This is a genomic window from Moraxella marmotae, from assembly GCF_042219885.1.
GTDB classification, from domain to species: Bacteria; Pseudomonadota; Gammaproteobacteria; order Pseudomonadales; family Moraxellaceae; genus Moraxella; species Moraxella marmotae.
Map to the genome: position 1 here is coordinate 614979 of NZ_JBHJHR010000002.1, position 18105 is coordinate 633083.

Consider the following 18105-nt stretch of genomic DNA (forward strand, 5'->3'; position numbering starts at 1 on the left):
CTCGATTCAAATTGATGAAATATGTTTAATTGTTTGACAAAGATAAATTAACCAAATTGTCTTAAAAAGCGTAAATCATTTTGGAAAAATAGGCGTAAATCATCGATGCCATAATACAGCATGGCAAAGCGTTCAATCCCCAAACCAAAAGCAAAGCCAGTGTACTCGTCAGGGTCAATGCCGCAGTTTTTTAGTACTTGTGGGTGTACCATACCGCAGCCCAGCACTTCTAGCCATTTGCCGCTGTCGGATAAGATATCCACTTCCGCCGAAGGTTCGGTAAATGGGAAAAACGATGGGCGAAAACGCACGGTCATTTGTTTGCCAAAAAACGCATTCAAAAACTCATGAATCAAGCCTTTTAATTCGGCAAAATTGCTTGATTTGCTAATCATCAAGCCTTCCATCTGGTGAAACATTGGCGAGTGCGTCTGGTCGCTGTCGCAGCGGTACACACGGCCCGGGCAGATGATGCGAATCGGTGGCTGGCTATCTTGCATGGTGCGAATCTGCACGCCTGATGTGTGCGTCCGCAGCAGATAATGAGCATCAAAATAAAAAGTGTCGTGCATCGCTCGAGCTGGGTGGTGGCTTGGGATATTGAGTGCTTCAAAATTATAATAATCGCTCTCAACTTCAGGTCCTGTCGCCACGCTAAAACCCGCCTGCACAAAAAACTGCTTCATGCGTTCGGTGGTCTGGGTAATCGGGTGCAATCCACCCTTGGCGATGCCACGAGCAGGTAGGCTGATGTCAATTTGTTCGCTGGCAAGTTTGGCGTCAAGTGCCGCCTTGGCAAGCTGCTCACTCTTATTATCCAACGCTTCGCCCAAGCGAGTACGCAGCGTGTGCAAATACGCACCGTATTGTTTTTTTAGCTCGGCATCAAGCGTACCCATTTGCTTGGACAGTGCGGTCAGGGCGGATTTTTTGCCGGTGAGATTCACACGCAGCTGCTGCAAATCACGCTCATCGCTCATCTGATCAATCAAGGCACTTGCCGCATCACCAAAAGCCGTCAGTTCATCTTGGCTGATTTGCTCAAGCGGCTTATCCAGTACAGGTAGAGAAGTAAAATCTGGCTGTATCATAGTATCATCTTTACATTTATTGGCAAAAATACGCAAAAGCACAACTTTGGTGCTTTTATCCTTTGTAATTTATTTTAAAGAATTGAAAAATTTTTGCAAATCTTTTCAAATGCTTTGGCAAAAATAGTCAAGATTTGACCAGTTTGGCTGATTAATTTATCAGTTTATCAACAATTAATTATCAAGTTGTGTTATCAATTGATTCATCATCGGCTGTCTATCATCAGCATATCCGCCCATGATATACAAAAACCCCACTCAAAGAGCAGGGCCTTGTATGTATTGACAAGCAATTATGCCAAAGCAGCTTTTGCTTTTTCTGCGATTGCAGTGAAAGCAGCAGCGTCATGCATCGCAATGTCAGCTAGGATACGGCGGTCAATCTCAATGTTTGCCTTTTTCAGACCATTGATCAGACGGCTGTAGCTTAGGCCATTTAGGCGAGCACCAGCATTGATACGAGCAATCCACAGACGGCGGAAAGAACGCTTTTTGTTACGGCGGTCACGATATGCGTATTGACCAGCTTTCATAACAGCTTGTACTGCTACACGATACACACGAGAGCGTGCACCATAGTAGCCTTTTGCACGAGCTAGAACTTTTTTATGACGGCGATTTGCTTGTACACCACGTTTTACACGAGCCATTTTATTCTCCTAAAATATCCGAAAAGTTGATTAGATGTATGGGCACATACGACGGATAGATGCCACGTCAGATGCGTGAACCATAACGCAACCACGAAGTTGACGGATACGCTTTGGAGATTTTTTGGTCAAAATGTGACGCTTAAATGCTTGCTTACGCTTAAAGCCGTTTGCGGTTTTTTTGAAACGCTTAGCCGCACCACGTTTGGTTTTTAGTTTCATAGTAGCCTCTTAGATTAAGTTGGTTGCCCAACGACAAAACCTTTTTGCCTAGCATCGCTGATGCTGACGGAAGGTGGGAGCCATATTATAGTGGATAATTTGGCCAAAAACAAGCTTATTATACCTTTGATGAGATTGTTTCTTTACTTACAGCATCGCAAGCGGTACAATACCAATGTTTGAATGCATTTTTAAGTATTGGCAAGATAATCACTTTGGTGGCTGGCTTGATTATTGATGGTCGCCGATTTGTCAATTTATCTTGACACATCATCAATCCAACAAGAGCTAAAAGCACATGACAAGCTGGCTTGACACCCTAAAATTTAATGACAATGGCTTGATTCCTGCCATCGCCCAAGACCGCAGCACAGGACAGGTGATGATGGTCGCTTGGCAAAATAAACAAGCCCTGCAGCTGACCTTTGAGACTGGCACGGCGGTGTATTTTTCACGCTCACGGGGCAAGCTGTGGCACAAAGGCGAAAGCTCAGGACACACCCAGATTGTCCACGATATCTACACCGATTGCGACAATGATGTCATCATCTTATCCATCACCCAAATCGGCGGCATCGCTTGCCATACAGGGCGGCAGTCGTGCTTTTTTCAGCGATTGGACAAGGCGGGCAACTGGCAAATCATCAGCGATGTCATCAAAGACCCTGATGAGATTTATGGCAAAGACAGCAAATCAGACCAGCCAAATCCGCACACACCAAGCGTGGCGATCGCAGACAGCCTTGATGTGCTAACCGAACTTGATGCCATCTTGGAGCAACGCAAACAAGCAGACAAAGAAAGCTCGTATGTCGCCAGCTTATACCACAAAGGACTGAACAAAATCCTAGAAAAAGTCGGCGAAGAAGCCATCGAAAGCGTCATCGCCGCCAAAGAGCTGGAGCGTGCCAAAAACGCAGGAACAAATGTCGATGAGATGGCACACGATTTGGTTTATGAAGTGGCAGACACTTGGTTTCATCAGATGGTGGCACTGTCGGCATTGGGACTGTCATCAAAAGATGTGATTAATGAGCTGGCTCGCCGTTTTGGTGTGTCGGGCATTGACGAAAAAAACAGCCGCAGCCAATAAATCACACGGTTTTGACACGGTTTATCGATTATCAAAGATTGATAATCTATTAAATACAGATTGACAATTGGGCATTTTAACAAGCGAAAGGCTAATAAGCATTTTTGATAAATTTAGATAACTGTTTTATTTATCATTGATAAACACATAAGGGGCAAACTATGGGTTCATTATCCATCACACATTGGCTGATTTTGTTGGTGATTGTTGTTGTCGTTTTTGGTACAAGCAAACTTAAAAACGCTGGCAAAGATCTTGGAGCGGCGGTCAAAGGCTTTAAAGACGCCGTCAATGAAGACGACAAACCAAAGATTGACAACGCACCAAAAACCGTCATCGCCGAAGAAATCAAAGCCGAAAAACCCAGCGAGAACAAACCGACTGACTTATGATTGGTAATCTTGGTTTTTTTGAGCTGACGCTGTTTGGCATCATCGCACTGGTTGTGCTAGGCCCTGAAAAACTGCCCATTGCCGCACGCACGGTGGGGCGGTGGTATGGTACTTTTCGCCGTGCCAGCCAGCGGCTACAAAACGAGATTTCTAGCGAATTGCAACTGCTTGAAACCCAAGAGATGCTCAAAAAAGAGCTGGAGCAAATTCGCCAATCTGAACAGCAAATGAAAGCACAAATGGACGCTTTGCAGCAGTCACTCAATCGCAGCAAACAGCACATTGACCACCAAACTGCCGCCACTTGGCAACAAATCAATGCAGCGGCAGATCATTCATCAACAAATAATCCTGCGGCGGTCAGTGTCGAAAATACCACCGCACCGATGAACAATTATTGGTTTTTGCTTGGTGATTATGATCGCCGTCGCCGCTTGCCAAAAGCACCGTTTTTGCCAAATTACACCGCCGATCCGCTTTTATCCCAACCACAGAATCACCCATGAGCCAGCAAGATTTGTCCACCGATGATATGCCTTTGATGTCGCATTTTATTGAATTGCGAAGTCGCTTTATTCGCATTTTTATAGCGATATTGCTGGTATTTTTGGCATTGGTTGGCTTTAGTCGGCAGCTGTACGATTTTATCTCAAATCCGCTGGTCGCCCTACTACCGCACGAAGCCAGCCTGATTGCCACCGATGTCGCATCGGGGTTTTTGGCACCCATTCGTTTGACTTTTTTTATCACTTTGTTTGTAACCGTGCCGTTTATTTTGGCACAAATTTGGGGCTTTATCTCACCGGGGCTGTATAAGCACGAAAAACGAGCTGCCATACCGCTGCTACTTTCATCGATTGTGCTGTTTTATATTGGCGTGGCGTTTGCTTATTTTGTGGTGCTGGTTCCTGCACTGAAATTTTTTGTGATGTTTGCCCCTGATAATGTGCTGCCGATGACTGACATTGACAGTTATCTTGGCTTTGTGATTAAGCTGTTTTTGGTGTTTGGGGTGATGTTTGAAATCCCTGTGGTAACGCTGATTTTGGTGATGATGCGATTGGTGAGCGTCCAAAGTCTGGCCGATAAGCGTCGCTACATCATTGTCGGCTGCTTTGCCATCGCTGCCATCGTTACGCCGCCTGACGGAGCCAGTATGCTGATGCTTGCCATTCCCATGTGTTTGTTGTTCGAATTTGGCCTGATATTGGCACGGATTTTGGTCAAAAACACCGAGCCAAACCCCACCGATGAGCATTTGCCATCAATTCATGAATAACCACGGAGCATTATCGTGAGCGAAAACAATTTGCAAGCCAAACTTGACCATATCCAATCGGTGTACCGTGATTGGCTGTCTGCCAAGTCCGCTCTAGCCGATGCCCAACAAGAGCTGGAGCGAGCATTGAGCTTGATTCAAGAAATCGAAACGGCTTATTACAGTGCCGATTTTGCGGCATTATACCAAGCAGATGCCGAAGGCAAACTCAACACCGCCACCGAAGGCGAGTACAGCGTCATGGGCGAAGATACGATTTATAATGAATTTATCGAAAAAGACCAAATCCTATGGTCAATGCTCAAACTGTGCGTTAAACATTTGGAAAGGTAGTCACAAAAAAACCGCAAAACCATCTTAAAAAAAACAATCTTAAAAAATCATCGCAAAAAACTACATCTGCAACGCTGGCGTATCGTGTATCAGCAAATATCAAATTGCCAAAACGCCTGTATCAAACCCAAAGACAAGAACAAAAAACCATCGCAACAAATCCAAATATGGGTTGCGATGGTTTTTATTTTGGCGGTTATGTTCCATGTGAAACCTAACCGCCATTAGATTAAGTTCAAATATCAATATAATCAAGCATTAATCAAACATCAAGCACTGATTTGATACCGATTAATGATGCGATTCGTGCAAGCGGTTGCGTTCGTTTTCGGCATCGACAATTTTATCAGCAATGCTCATCGCCTGAAAACTGTTGGGGTCAGCAAGTTTCCACATATCATCAAGCACACGGCGACCGCAATCGCCTGTCAATAGCGAACCTGAATCGATAAATTGGTAATGCTCGGATAACAGCTTAATCCAACCGTCTGGCTGACGACGCACGATGTGGTGCGGCTTTAGCTCGGTGGGGTGAGTCAATCCTGCACAGCCGACAATCTCCGCCAAGGCTTTTAGAGTGTTTTGGTGGAAATTTGCCACACGCATTGACTTATCAGGCACATCAAGTGCCTTTTGGCGTGCAGGGTCCTGAGTGGCGACCCCAGTTGGGCATTTGTTGGTGTGGCATGAGCGTGATTGGATACAGCCGACCGCAAACATAAAGCCCCGTGCCGAGTTACACCAGTCAGCCCCCAGACTCATCAGCTTAGCAATGTCAAATCCAGAAATCACCTTGCCGCTCACGCCCACCTTGATTTTGTCACGAATGCCTGCACCGACCAAAGTATTTTGGACAAAAATCAGTGCATCGACCAGCGGCATGCCCACCGAATCCATAAACTCAACTGGTGCTGCCCCAGTGCCACCTTCGGCACCATCAACCACGATAAAATCAGGGTAATTGTCTTCTTCAATCATCGCCTTGACAATCGCCATAAATTCCCACGGCATACCGATGCACAGCTTAAAGCCCACAGGCTTACCGCCTGACAGCTCACGCAAGCGTTGCCAAAACTGCACCAGCTCTTTTGGTGTACTAAACTCTGGGTGCGTTGGCGGTGAGATACAATCCACACCCATCGGAATGTCTCGAGTGGTGGCAATCTCTTCGGTGATTTTTGATGCTGGTAGTACGCCGCCTTTGCCTGGTTTTGCCCCTTGCGACAGCTTAATCTCAATCATCTTCACCTGCGGCAAGCTGGCACGCTGCTTAAAGGTCTCTGGGTTAAATCTGCCGTGCTCATCTCGGCAACCAAAATATGCCGTACCCAGCTGCCAAACCAAATCGCCGCCGTGCTTTTGGTGATAAGGGCTGATACTGCCTTCGCCAGTGTCATGGGCAAAGCCGCCCAATTTCGCCCCTTTGTTTAAGGACTCAATCGCCGCCGCCGATAACGCCCCAAAGCTCATCGCTGAGATATTAAACACCGACAAATCATAAGGCTGCAAACAACGCTCATTGCCCACTTTGACACGAAAATTGTGATCGTCAATTTTATGGCTACGCCCTGAATGCAAAAACCAATCCGTGCCGGGTTTAGTCAAATCGTTCAGACTGCCAAAAGCGGTGGTGCTATTGACATTTTTGGCTCTCTGATAGACGATGGATCGCTGCAAGCGTGAAAACGGCACTTCTTCACGGTCGCCTTCGATAAAATACTGACGCACTTCTGGGCGGAAATTTTCAAACAAAAAACGAATGTGTCCGCTGATGGGATAATTGCGTAAAATCGCATGGCGTTTTTGATTGATGTTATAAATTCCTAGGCAAGTCAAGCAAGTTGCGATAACCAGCAGCCACCAGATTTTAAAAAAAAACGCAATCGGAATCAGGGCGATACATACCCAAAAAATCGCATAGCGGGGCAAGACCAAAAACAGATAATTGGCAGAATCTTGAGATGGTTTTGATGGAGTCATGTGATTTGTATGCTAAGTTGGTGTACACTTGTGTACAATTGTTAATAAATTAAAGCGTTATTATACCACAGCCGATTTATCATAATAATTTGCCAATAATGATAAAGCTATTAAAAAATCAAATAAAATAAATGACTGCCAAGTAAATGCTGCTAAAACGGCACATTTTGCCAAAGTATTTGAAAAATCAATGAAAAAATTGTCAAAATGTATAAAATATTGCAATAAGTTGCTTTATTTTTGTATAAAATTTAGCTACAATGGCGACAATCATTTTCCATTAATTTTTAGCGAAAAGCCAACTTATGCCGAATAAAATTCCTGCTTATCTACGCATTAAGCACGCCATTTTGGACAAAATTCACGCTGGAGCTTGGAAGTCTGGCACTGCCATTCCTGCTGAAGTTACCCTTGCCGAGGACTTCGGTGTCTCACGCATGACGGTCAATCGTGCGGTCAAAGAGCTGGAGGCGGAGCGAGTTTTGGAACGCCGCCAAGGTTCAGGCACTTATGTCGCCCAACAAAAATACAACAACGCCCACATCGAAATCCGTAACATCGTCAAGGATATCAATGAGCATCATGGCAGCTATCATGCCAAGGTGCTGTCGATGACGACACTGGACGCACAGGCGTTGGCGTTGGCGGACAATCTGTGGCTGTCGACGCTGTTTTTTGACAATGTGCTGAGCGACGACGCCAAGCTGTACCGAGTGTGCATCGTGCATTATGGCGATGATTTGCCGATTCAGTACGAAGAGCGTTGGGTCAATGCTCAAATCGTCCCTGAGTTTATCAGTCAAGATTTTCACCAAGTCAATACCAGCGATTATCTGATTGACCATGTGCCACTGGAGTATGGCGATTATCAAATCCACGCCAAACTGCCACCTGAGCCAGTGCGTCAAGCCCTACAAATGCAAGAGTATGAGCCTGCACTGCTGCACGCACGCCACACCAAAGCCCAAGGCGTGTCGGTGGCGTTTGTCAATATGTGGCACCCCAGCAGTCGTTTCTCATTTGGCGGTAAATTGTAAGCCTGCCCAGTTTGATATTGGCATGGTAAGTTCTTGATTTTATTTAAATTGTATTTAATTTAAATCAGCTTATCATGCCAATTTGTCATACCAACTGCCCAAACCAAAGCACCGATACCGCACAAAGCAAATCCCTTATGCCAAAGCTATGGTATAATGGTGTTTTTGTCAAATCAGCGACCGACAATGCCCAGCGACTACCAAAGCCCTGCAATTCACCGCACGCCCACCAATCACACTCGCCCCACGCCAACCCAAGAGCAGCTGGCGGCACTGGATATGGCACGCACAGGGCAATCGTTTAAAATCGTCGCCTACGCTGGTGCTGGCAAGACCACAACCCTAAGCCTAATCAGCGAAAACCTGCGTGGTCGTGGGCTGTATTTGGCATTTAACAAAGCCATCGCTACCGAAGCACAGGGCAAATTTCCTACCAATGTCCGCTGTCAGACTTTTCATTCTTTGGCGTTTCGTCATGTCAATCGCAATATCACCGCCAAAATCAGCCTGCCACGGCTCACGCCCACTCGCCTTGCCGATGAGCTAAAGCTCACCGCCATCAGCACCGAGCGACTGATTGACGGCATCAAAAAACCTGTGGTACTCACGCCTGCCAAACTTGCCAACATCATCAGCGAAGCGATTGGCACTTTTTGTAAGACTTCATCAAGCTACCCTGCTCCACGCCACATCACCGCCCCTAGCTGGATGAGTGAAGCGGACGCAGCAGCACTTCAGCAGACGCTGTATCCTGCCTTTGAGCAGCGGTGGCTACAATCCATCGACCCACGCCACCAAGCAGGCATCAGCCACGACATTTATCTAAAATTGTGGACACTGACAAATCCAGTGATTCCTGCTGATTTTATCTTATTTGACGAAGCCCAAGACGCAGACCCTTTGATGATGGGGGCGTTAATTCGCCAAGACAAACAAACCATCTATGTCGGCGATGCTCATCAGCAGATTTATGAATGGCGTGGGGCATTAAACGCCATGAAACGCCTGCCCTATCCGCAGACGCTATTGACGCAGTCTTTTCGTTTTGGTGAAGCGATTGCTGATGTCGCCAATGTGTTTTTGACCGCCTTACAAGAAACCGTTCCGCTCAAAGGCAATCCCAATTGCCACTCAACCTTGCACAAAAGTCTGGTGCATGGTGCCAAAGATGCCATCTTATGCCGCACCAACGCCACCGCCATGAGCCACCTGCTCGATGGGCTAAAACTTGGGCATAAAGTCGCTTTGCAAGCAGACAGCCAGCGGATTTTGCGGTTTTGTCAGGGGGCAGAGAGCCTAAGAAATGGTAAATCCGCCTATGGTATTCCTGAATTGGCGTATTTTAACCACTGGGCAGAAGTCCAAGAATTTAGCGAAACTGACGAAGGCGGCGATCTAAAAACTTGGGTCAAGCTCATCGAAGAGCACGGCACAGCAACCATCATTAACGCCCTAAACAGCCTAAGTAACCCACACCATGCCGACTATGTGGTCTCAACGGCACACAAATCTAAGGGGCTGGAGTGGAATCGTGTGCAAATCAGCGATGATTTTTTGTATGACATCAATTCTTTGGCGGTCAAAATCACCCCAGAAGAGCTACGCCTGCTGTATGTCGCCTGTACCCGTGGCAAAACGGTGCTGGACATTCACCACATCAGCGAGCTTTTGCACAGTCTGCAGCACAAAAAACTCATTTACGGCTAATGCTTATTGATTTGAATAATTTATTTATAAGTTATTTAAAAATTTATGATAAATTGACAAACCCAAAAACCAAATAACAAACCCCAAAACCAATCCTTAAAAATGAATACCACCATGCCCTTTGCTCATCTGTTTGCCAAACCTGTTCGCCTGCTTGCACCGATGGAAGGCTTGACCGACCCTTTGATGCGGCGGATTTTGACCGACATCGCTGCCACGCTGGATGCACCTTATGATTGGGCGGTCAGTGAGTTTATCCGTGTGACGCATTATCCGCTGCCTGAGCATGTGTTTTATAAATTCGTCCCAGAGCTGCATCACGGCGGCTGCACTGCCAGTGGTACGCCAGTACATGTGCAGCTGTTGGGTAATAATCTTGAGACGATGAGCCAAAGTGCCGCCACTGCTGCCAAACTTGGGGCAAAAGCCATTGATTTGAATTTTGGCTGCCCTGCCAAGACGGTCAATAACCACAAAGGCGGCTCGGTGCTGCTTGAAGAGCCAGACACGCTGTATCGCATCATTCAAGCGGTGCGGCAAGCCGTACCAAGCGATGTGCCAGTCTCTGCCAAAATCCGCCTAGGCTACACCGACACCAGTCTATCGCAGGACATCGGCATGGCGGTGCGTGATGGCGGTGCCAACTGGCTGACCGTCCACGCTCGCACTAAGGTTGATGGCTATAAGCCGCCTGCCTATTGGGAAAAAATCGCCCCTTTTACCGCATTGGGCTTGCCAATCATCGCCAATGGGGAAATCTGGAACAAAGACCATGCCGACCGCTGCATCAGCCAAGCTGGTACGCCCCATCTGATGCTCGGCCGTGGTGCGGTAACACGCCCTGACTTGACGGCACTCATCGCCAGCACAGGGCAGCTAGACTGGGCGGATTTGTGTGCTTATCAATTGCAATTTTTAGCCGACAAGACGGACAATCAAAATGGACTCATCGGACGCTACAAACAATGGCTTGGCATGCTCACCAAAGGCTATCCACAGGCAGAGCAACTGTGGCAAACGGTCAAAAAAATCAAAGACAAAGGCGAAATTGAGCGATTAATTCGCCAAAGCCAAAGCGGTCAGTGATGGGATGTTTTGCTGCCTTGTTATTGTTATTCATTGCCTGCGGTTTTGTTTATCTGCTTGTGGCGTTGTACTGTCAGCACCTTGGTATGATACTCAAGCAAAGTGCTGCGATGGCCGACACTCACCACAACGCTGTGCGGCAAATGCTGAATAATCAACCGATAAGCAAGCTGTTCATTGGCTTCATCAAGTGCTGAAGTCGCTTCGTCCAAAAATAGCACATCAGGACGCACCAGCAATACTCGCACAAAACCAATACGCTGCACCTGCCCTGGTGTCAGCTGCATTTGCCACGGACGCACTTCATCAAGCCGCTTTGCCAGTTTGTGCATACCCAAAACACCAAGCCAATGGCGAATCGTTTCATCATCAGCTTGGATATCAGGATAACAGATAACATCACGCAAGCTGCCTTGGGGAACATAGCTACGCTGCGGCACAAACCAGGTTTTTTTGCCCAAATCAAGCATCATCGCTCCCACAGTCGGCAGCGGATAAATACCCGCCATCGCTCGCAGCAAGCTGCTTTTGCCCACGCCAGATTCACCCTGAATGAGCAGCCGCTCTCCGTGTCCAAGCGACACATCGATAGGCTCAAACAACAAGCCGCCGTCCACCGCAGTCAGTCCAAACTGCTGCAACGCCAACATGGCATTGGCTGGAGTCGGCAAATCTGCTTGATAAGATTTAGGCTGGCTATGCTGCCGCTCGATACACGCAAGCGAATGCAAAAATTCATACAAACGATTGATCCGAGCTTGATACAGGGTAAAACTTTCATAAAACAAACGAAAAAACGACAAAGCACGCATCAGCCGATTAAACGACTGCACTGTCTGATGCACATCGCCCAGCTTAATCTGCCCAGCAAAAAATCTGGGTGCTTGTAGCATAATCGGCATCAACATCGCAAACTGCGTAACGCCTGTATTAAAGCCACCCAAACCAAGCGAACGCTTGATGATAGCCCAGCGGTTATGGATAATGGCATCAAAACATGCCATCAAGGTCAGCCGTTCACGCTTTTCGCCTTGATAAAAAGCGATGCTCTCAGCATGATCTTTAATGCGTACCAATGCGTAGCGATAATCGCCGTGGCGGTGTTCTTTTTCAAAGTTTAGCCAAATCAAAGGCTTGCCAATCCATACTGAGATTGCTGTCGCCGCCAAAATAAATCCATAAACCAAAAATACCGCCCCTTTGGGAATCTCAAAACCTGCCAGCACCAACACGCCTGACAGCCCCCACAAAATCAGCGTAAACTCAATCGATGACAAAATGGCATTTAGCACGCCACGCACCATCTCAAGGGTGTCGGTAATAAAGGCGGTGGCGTCTTGTTCGATACGCTGATCAATATTATCAGGTGCATCGGTGTGCGTGATGCGGTAATAATTTTGGTGATCAAGCCATTTATCCAATAAGACTCGGTTAAGTTTTTCCAACCAGCGAATTTCAAACACTTGTCCAATGAGAATATCGATAATCTCTTGGATAACTTTTAGACCAACCAAACTGGCATTAATCAAAGCAAAAAACCAAAATGCCGCTGGCTGCATCTCTTGCAATGCGGTATAAAGTCCGTTATAAAAAAAGGTGTTCAGCACGCTGATTCGCACTTCGATAAGCACAAAGGCAATCAGTAGCACCACCATCAAAATGACCTTAATCAGGCGTGTGTCTTGCAAGCAAGGTTTGCTGATTGCCCAAAATTTTTGTCCTGTAGTTGTCCAACGCACCAAACCAAACAGACTGATTGCAAACAGCAAACACACCCACGCCAAAGTCTGCCCAAACCATATCAAAGAGCCATTTAGCTCACTTTGCCAATCCATAAAATCCCCATCAAATCACCCAAGTGTCGTTTTATCATCAACCAAAAACCCTTTTTGTCCAAAACAAAAAGGGCTTATCGTTAGCAACAATCGTTAGCAACAACCGCCATCAAAACGCATAAGTGTAGCCGATGGTATAATTGCGACCCCGACCGCCTGAAAATCTGTCCGAAGTCGGCAAAACCGCCGTCGTTAGATAATTCAGATATTCTTTATTTAGCAAGTTATTGACGCCCAAGCTCAATTGACCTTTGCCAAGCGGCTGTCTGTATGACAAATCCACCAAAGTGTAGCCATCAAATTTGGCAGGGTTGGTTGCCGCTGGATAATTTTTTGAGAACAGATGCGTCGCCGTCATCACAAAACGCTTATCGCCTGCCATCGTGTGCGTGATGCCGACACTCAGCTTATCTGGGCTGATATTTCGTGCTGGCATATCAACCATGATGCCATTGCCCAAAGCGTCATATTTGCCTTTGGTGTGAGCGTAGCTGGCACTTAGCTGGGTGCTGTCAGTGGCTTGGTATCGCACGGCAATTTCACCGCCTTTGATGTCGGTTTTTTGGCGTTTGGCTCGATAGCCTTCGACATCGGTATCATATTCTAAGGTTGAACCCATGTCCGATTTGGACTGATACACGCTGGCATCTAAAGTGAGTTTATCATTGACAAAGCGTACACCAACTTCGGCGTTATCTGTAACAATTGGCTCAAGGTTAATGTCATTGACGCTGCGGTTAATGGCATTAATCGCACGCAAAGTACCGCCAACATCTGGCATACCCAGACCCTTGGCATAATTGGCAAAAACTTGGGTATTATCAGTCACATCATAGACCACGCCAACGCTTGGCAGCAGCTCGTCAAATTTTACCTTGCCGCCTGCGACCGCTGTCGGTGTCCATCGGCGATTTTCTTGGCCAAAACGAGTCGCTCGTGTATAGCCTGCTAGCGTTTGATAATCATCGACTTTTAGCTCGCCGTTTTCATAACGCAAGCCAGCAGATAGATTAAGACGCTCTGCCAAGCGAACACGAGCCTGCACAAATGGCGACACATTGCGATAAGTCATCTTGGGCGCCCATACTCGATGATAGCGAATCAAGTTTTGGGCGGTATCATCTTGCATGGCGTCCACGCCTGCGGTAACAGCCAGCTTATCCTGCCACAAATCAGCCTTATGCAGCGATAGCTTAACGCCAGCTTTGGTGGATTCGTTTTGGGATTGGTCAAGTAACTTACCATCTGGCAAAATGGCAATATCTTGGTAATTATTGGCATAGTTGGCACCATAGCGTGCGGTAAAATCATTATAAAATGCCTGTGCCGACAAACGAGTGCCAAAGAAATCTTCGTCATCATAAGCAGCGTTAATGGTCAAGACATCATTATAAGGGTTTTTGCCCTGCTCACCATCGACGGCGGCATCGTATTTGCGAGCTGTGTCGGTATGGCCTGTGGTGCGATCGCCCTTCACATTGACATAATCTTGAGTGCCTTCTAGGTGATAATAATTCACCGAAGCACTGACGGTCTTATTTTCGTCCAAACGATGACTGCCCTTGACCAGCACATCTAGGCTGTCTGAACCTTGGATATCGCCTTGGTTACCGTAGATGCCCATCATGCGGCCATCGGCTTGATAATACATGCCTTCTTTGGCATATTTGATGGCAAATAGGGCATCGCTTTTGTCATTGCCATAGCTGGCTTGATAACGCACATCACCGCCCAGACCTGCTGCAGTCAACTGGTCTGATGAGCTTGCTGATACACGAATTTCTTGGCGGACACCATCGTCTCGGTTGGATTTGGTGATGAAATTCACGATACCGCCTGTTGCACCCAAGCCCTGTTCTGCTGATGCACCATAAACCACTTCGATGCGATCCACCATCGACAAATCAATGGTGCGGCTCTCACGGCTACCGTTACGCAGTGGATTTGACTGCGGTACGCCATCGATCATAAACAGCACATCTCGGCCACGAAAACTCTCGCCTACTGTACCAAGTTTTTCGCTGGCGGGGGCGTAACCTGGGATTAATTTTGCCAATGCTTGCGATGTGTCGCCACTGATTGCCAATTGGTCTTCAAGCTGCTGACGGTTGATAATCAGCACTTTTTGGGCAGATTCTTTAAGCGTAACATGGTTACGCTTGGCGGTTACATATTCGGTTGCCAATACCACGCTTGGTGTCTGCTCAGCAAAGGCAGGCGACATCGCCATCATCAAAGCGATGGACAATGCCGATGGCATTAGGCTTAATTGCTTGGCTGCTAAAGGGTTGCGGTACATCTAAAATTTCCTAAACGATAAATCAATCAAAACTTCGCCATCATTTATCAAATCCAAAATAAAACCCACTTACCGACTGGCAAGTGGTGTTATTTTTCCTAATCGCAAGATGCCTACAAATGATAGCGGTTATCATTATAATTGTATTTGTAAAATAAGTCTATACTTCAATACAAATTTTGTCCGATAAAATCACTTTAGCACGCCCACCCATCACAAAGTATCGACAATAATCGGCTTGCCTTGATGCGTCAAAACCGTCACATCAACTTGGTACAGCTCACGGATATTTTGGGCGGTCAGCACTTCAGATGGTGTGCCGACTGCTTTGATTTGCCCTGATTTCATCATCACCACCGTATCGGCAAACTGTGCCGCTTGGTTAATGTCGTGCAGGACGATGACGATGGTTTTACCCTGTGCTGCCAGCGATTTTAGCTTTCGCATCAACTTGCCAGCGTGGTACATATCCAGATTATTGAGCGGCTCATCAAGCAGCAAATATGGCGTATCTTGGCAAACAACCATCGCAATCAGCACACGCTGCCTTTGACCGCCAGACAAATCACTCAAAAACCGCTCCGCCAACGGCTCAAGCTCAAACGCCGCCATCACCGCAGCGACTTTTTGGGCATCATCGGCAGTGGGGCGACCTTGGTGGTACGGATAACGACCAAACATCAGCAGCTCTTTGACTCGCAATCTGCCTTGGATATGGTTTTCTTGGGTCAGCATAGCAAGCGTCTGAGCCAGCAGGCGATTGTCCGTATCGGCAACCGACAGACCGCCAAACGACACCGAGCCAGTCTGTAAAGGCGTGATGCGAGCCATCAAGCTAAACAGCGTGGATTTGCCAGCACCGTTTGGGCCAATCAACGCCACGACTTGCCCTGTTGGTAAATCCAGATGAATGTCTTGTAAAATGGTGAGCGATGGATTCACCTGATAAGACACGCCAGTAACTGCAATCATAGCACCGCCTTTTTATTATTGTATTGATGAAAAATTATCCACAAAAACACCAAGCCGCCAACCAGCTCAATGACCACTTCGAGTATGCCTGCCATCTTTAGCACTTGCTCAAATACCAACTGCCCTGCCACCAAGCACAGCATGGCAAGCAGCGACACCAGCACCAGACGCACGGCATGGTGCATGCTCGGTGCGATGCGATTTGCCAAGGCACAAACCAACAGCCCAAAAAAAGTGACTGGCCCAACCATCGCTGTCGATACCGCCACAAGTAACGCAATCATCGCCAGCAGCCCCAGCGTCAGCCGATGGTAATTGATGCCAAGATTAATCGCAGGCAAGCGGCCAAGCATCAAAATATCTAGGGGAAATCTGAGCCGATACATCAGCACAGCACAAACCACGCACACAGCGACGCCCACGCCCAACACTTCCGTATTGACCGTATTAAAGCCTGCATAGCTCACCGATTGGATCGTAACAAATTCTTCAGGATCAATCATGCGTGCCACCAAAAACGACAAACTGCGAAACAACAAGCCACAGACCACGCCGACCAAGATAAGCCGTGTCAAATCCTGACTTTGTCGCCCAAAAAGCAGCTGAAACATCAGCAAAGACAAGCCGAGCATGATGGCAACTTCGATGGCAAATTTACCCAAAGTCGGAATCGCTGCCATGCCCACCGAACCCAACACAAACACCATCACGCTTTTGATGAGTAAATACAAACTGTCAAAGCCCAATAGTGCTGGGGTGAGAATGGGGTTATTGGTCAAAGTCTGAAACAGCAAAGTCGATGCACCGATGGCAAAACCGACCGTCATCAGTGCCAAAAGTTTTTTGCTTCGTAGGCTTAGGACAAATTCCCAACTGCCAGACACATTGACGGTCAAAAACAGCACACAGCAGATGATGAGCAAAACAGCAGCCGTCAAAACAGGGTGAGCCTTGAGATGATAAAAAATACCAGACATGGGTATGAACACACTTTACTTAACTATATCAATAAAAATCGATGAAAATATCAAACTATCGCACGGCTTGGTACAAATTTTGCACAGGTTTGGCAGGTTTGTTTTGGCGGTGCGGTTATTTTGGCAGCTTGGTTATTTTTGGCGATATAACAACCACAAAAACACCATCGCCCCCAGCACGCCAAACACCACCGTTACGGGTATCTCAAAAGGATAAATCAGCAATCGCCCAATGATGTCAGACAACAGCACCGCCGATGAGCCAAGCAATGCCACCGCAGGCAATGACAATCGCAGCCGATCACCAACCAAGCGGCTGATGATATTTGGCACGACCAAGCCCACAAAAGGAATCATGCCCACCGTCGCCACCACCACCGAGCTGACCAAAGCCACCATCACCACCGACAGACGCAGCACTGTTTGTTTATTGACCCCAAGGTTGGTGGCAATGTGATCGCCAAGTCCGATGATGGTCAATTTGTCTGCCAATACATAAGCCAGCACCGACACGCCACCGACCAGCCAAAGCAGCTCATATCGCCCTGCCAAAATGCTCGAAAAATCACCAAATCGCCACACGCTCAAGAGCTGCACCATCTCGGTTTGATAAGCGATAAAAGTACTTACCGCATCAATAATACCGCTAAACACGATGCCCACCAGTGGCACCATCAGATAATCGGTGGCTGGCAACCGCTTGACCAATCGCATAAAAACCATCATGCCAAACATCGCACATACGGTGGCAATGGCGATTTTTATGCCGACCGCCGCCGATGGCAATAACAAAGCCGTCAGTAGCATACCCAAGGCGGCACTTTGGGTAGCTCCCACCATCGATGGCTCAACAAAGCGGTTTTTTAGCACCACTTGCATCATCATGCCAGCAATCGCCATGCCTGCCCCTGTTAGGATAATGGCAAGCGTTCTGGGAATGCGGCTTTGGATCAAAATCATGGCGTGATTATCGCCATCATGACCCAAGCCAAACAAACCCTGCCAGCTAAAATCCGCCACACCGACAGACAGGCTCAGCAGCACCAGACCGCCCAAAATCAGCAGACTGATGGCGTTAATCAGCATGGCTTTTTGCCATGCATGGTTGGTGGCGTTGGTTGTCGCCGTGTCAATTTGCCCCATCATCAATCA

At 47.3% G+C, this 18105-nt stretch carries 17 protein-coding genes; 8 read left to right on the top strand and 9 right to left on the bottom strand.

The features are described 5' to 3' along the window. Positions 1–47: 47 nt before the first annotated feature. The 3 genes from pheS to rpmI all read right to left on the bottom strand — a co-directional run bounded on the left by pheS (position 48) and on the right by rpmI (position 1963). Positions 48–1091 (bottom strand): phenylalanine--tRNA ligase subunit alpha, encoded by a 1044-nt coding sequence (gene pheS, locus ACFBZI_RS03075; RefSeq protein ID WP_446221232.1) that lies wholly within the window; start codon positions 1089–1091, stop codon positions 48–50. 293 nt (positions 1092–1384) lie between these two features. Continuing rightward, complete coding sequence (gene rplT / locus ACFBZI_RS03080) at positions 1385–1741, bottom strand: 50S ribosomal protein L20 (RefSeq protein WP_049238130.1); 357 nt, start codon at positions 1739–1741, stop codon at positions 1385–1387. Between the two features lie 30 nt (positions 1742–1771). Beyond that, complete coding sequence (rpmI, locus tag ACFBZI_RS03085; protein ID WP_003661131.1) at positions 1772–1963, bottom strand: 50S ribosomal protein L35; 192 nt, start codon at positions 1961–1963, stop codon at positions 1772–1774. 298 nt (positions 1964–2261) lie between these two features. Between rpmI and hisIE the strand changes: the two genes are divergently transcribed. The 5 genes from hisIE to ACFBZI_RS03110 all read left to right on the top strand — a co-directional run bounded on the left by hisIE (position 2262) and on the right by ACFBZI_RS03110 (position 5060). After that, positions 2262–3056 (top strand): bifunctional phosphoribosyl-AMP cyclohydrolase/phosphoribosyl-ATP diphosphatase HisIE, encoded by a 795-nt coding sequence (hisIE, locus tag ACFBZI_RS03090; RefSeq protein WP_375714976.1) that lies wholly within the window; start codon positions 2262–2264, stop codon positions 3054–3056. Positions 3057–3217: 161 nt separating this feature from the next. Beyond that, entirely contained in the window at positions 3218–3448 is a 231-nt protein-coding gene (gene tatA, locus ACFBZI_RS03095) for a Sec-independent protein translocase subunit TatA (protein ID WP_375714977.1), read from the top strand. After that, positions 3445–3954: a Sec-independent protein translocase protein TatB gene (gene tatB / locus ACFBZI_RS03100; protein WP_375714978.1), complete on the top strand. Its 510-nt coding sequence runs from the start codon at positions 3445–3447 to the stop codon at positions 3952–3954. The genes tatA and tatB overlap by 4 nt, the downstream gene beginning before the upstream one ends. Beyond that, positions 3951–4727: a twin-arginine translocase subunit TatC gene (gene tatC, locus ACFBZI_RS03105; protein ID WP_375714979.1), complete on the top strand. Its 777-nt coding sequence runs from the start codon at positions 3951–3953 to the stop codon at positions 4725–4727. Before tatB ends, tatC begins: the two co-directional genes overlap by 4 nt. Before the next feature lie 15 nt (positions 4728–4742). Further along, complete coding sequence (locus ACFBZI_RS03110; protein ID WP_375714980.1) at positions 4743–5060, top strand: DUF4298 domain-containing protein; 318 nt, start codon at positions 4743–4745, stop codon at positions 5058–5060. A 291-nt stretch (positions 5061–5351) separates the two neighbouring features. Here the strand turns inward: ACFBZI_RS03110 and ACFBZI_RS03115 are convergent, their stop codons facing one another. Further along, entirely contained in the window at positions 5352–7040 is a 1689-nt protein-coding gene (locus tag ACFBZI_RS03115) for an FMN-binding glutamate synthase family protein (protein ID WP_375714981.1), read from the bottom strand. A 305-nt stretch (positions 7041–7345) separates the two neighbouring features. Here ACFBZI_RS03115 and hutC point away from each other — a divergent pair, with 305 nt between their 5' ends. The 3 genes from hutC (at position 7346) to ACFBZI_RS03130 (ending at position 10870) form a co-directional block, all read left to right on the top strand. Then, on the top strand, positions 7346–8077 hold the full coding sequence (hutC, locus tag ACFBZI_RS03120; RefSeq protein ID WP_375714982.1) for a histidine utilization transcriptional repressor HutC: 732 nt from the start codon (positions 7346–7348) through the stop codon (positions 8075–8077). Positions 8078–8263: 186 nt separating this feature from the next. After that, positions 8264–9784 (top strand): UvrD-helicase domain-containing protein, encoded by a 1521-nt coding sequence (locus ACFBZI_RS03125; RefSeq protein ID WP_375716299.1) that lies wholly within the window; start codon positions 8264–8266, stop codon positions 9782–9784. 114 nt (positions 9785–9898) lie between these two features. Next, complete coding sequence (locus ACFBZI_RS03130; RefSeq protein WP_375716300.1) at positions 9899–10870, top strand: tRNA dihydrouridine synthase; 972 nt, start codon at positions 9899–9901, stop codon at positions 10868–10870. A 26-nt stretch (positions 10871–10896) separates the two neighbouring features. Here the strand turns inward: ACFBZI_RS03130 and ACFBZI_RS03135 are convergent, their stop codons facing one another. The 5 genes from ACFBZI_RS03135 to ACFBZI_RS03155 form a co-directional block, all read right to left on the bottom strand. Next, a complete protein-coding gene (locus ACFBZI_RS03135) occupies positions 10897–12705 on the bottom strand; it encodes an ABC transporter ATP-binding protein/permease (RefSeq protein WP_375714983.1) in 1809 nt (602 codons plus the stop codon). Positions 12706–12814: 109 nt separating this feature from the next. Further along, a complete protein-coding gene (locus tag ACFBZI_RS03140; RefSeq protein ID WP_375714984.1) occupies positions 12815–15004 on the bottom strand; it encodes a TonB-dependent receptor in 2190 nt (729 codons plus the stop codon). Between the two features lie 213 nt (positions 15005–15217). After that, positions 15218–15976 (bottom strand): iron ABC transporter ATP-binding protein, encoded by a 759-nt coding sequence (locus ACFBZI_RS03145; protein ID WP_375714985.1) that lies wholly within the window; start codon positions 15974–15976, stop codon positions 15218–15220. Continuing rightward, positions 15973–16953, bottom strand: coding sequence for an iron chelate uptake ABC transporter family permease subunit (locus ACFBZI_RS03150; protein ID WP_375714986.1), 981 nt, complete (start codon positions 16951–16953; stop codon positions 15973–15975). Before ACFBZI_RS03150 ends, ACFBZI_RS03145 begins: the two co-directional genes overlap by 4 nt. 132 nt (positions 16954–17085) lie before the next feature. Further along, positions 17086–18099 carry an ABC transporter permease gene (locus ACFBZI_RS03155; protein ID WP_375716301.1) on the bottom strand — a complete coding sequence of 338 codons (1014 nt, stop codon included), beginning with the start codon at positions 18097–18099 and terminating at the stop codon, positions 17086–17088. Positions 18100–18105: the final 6 nt, after the last annotated feature.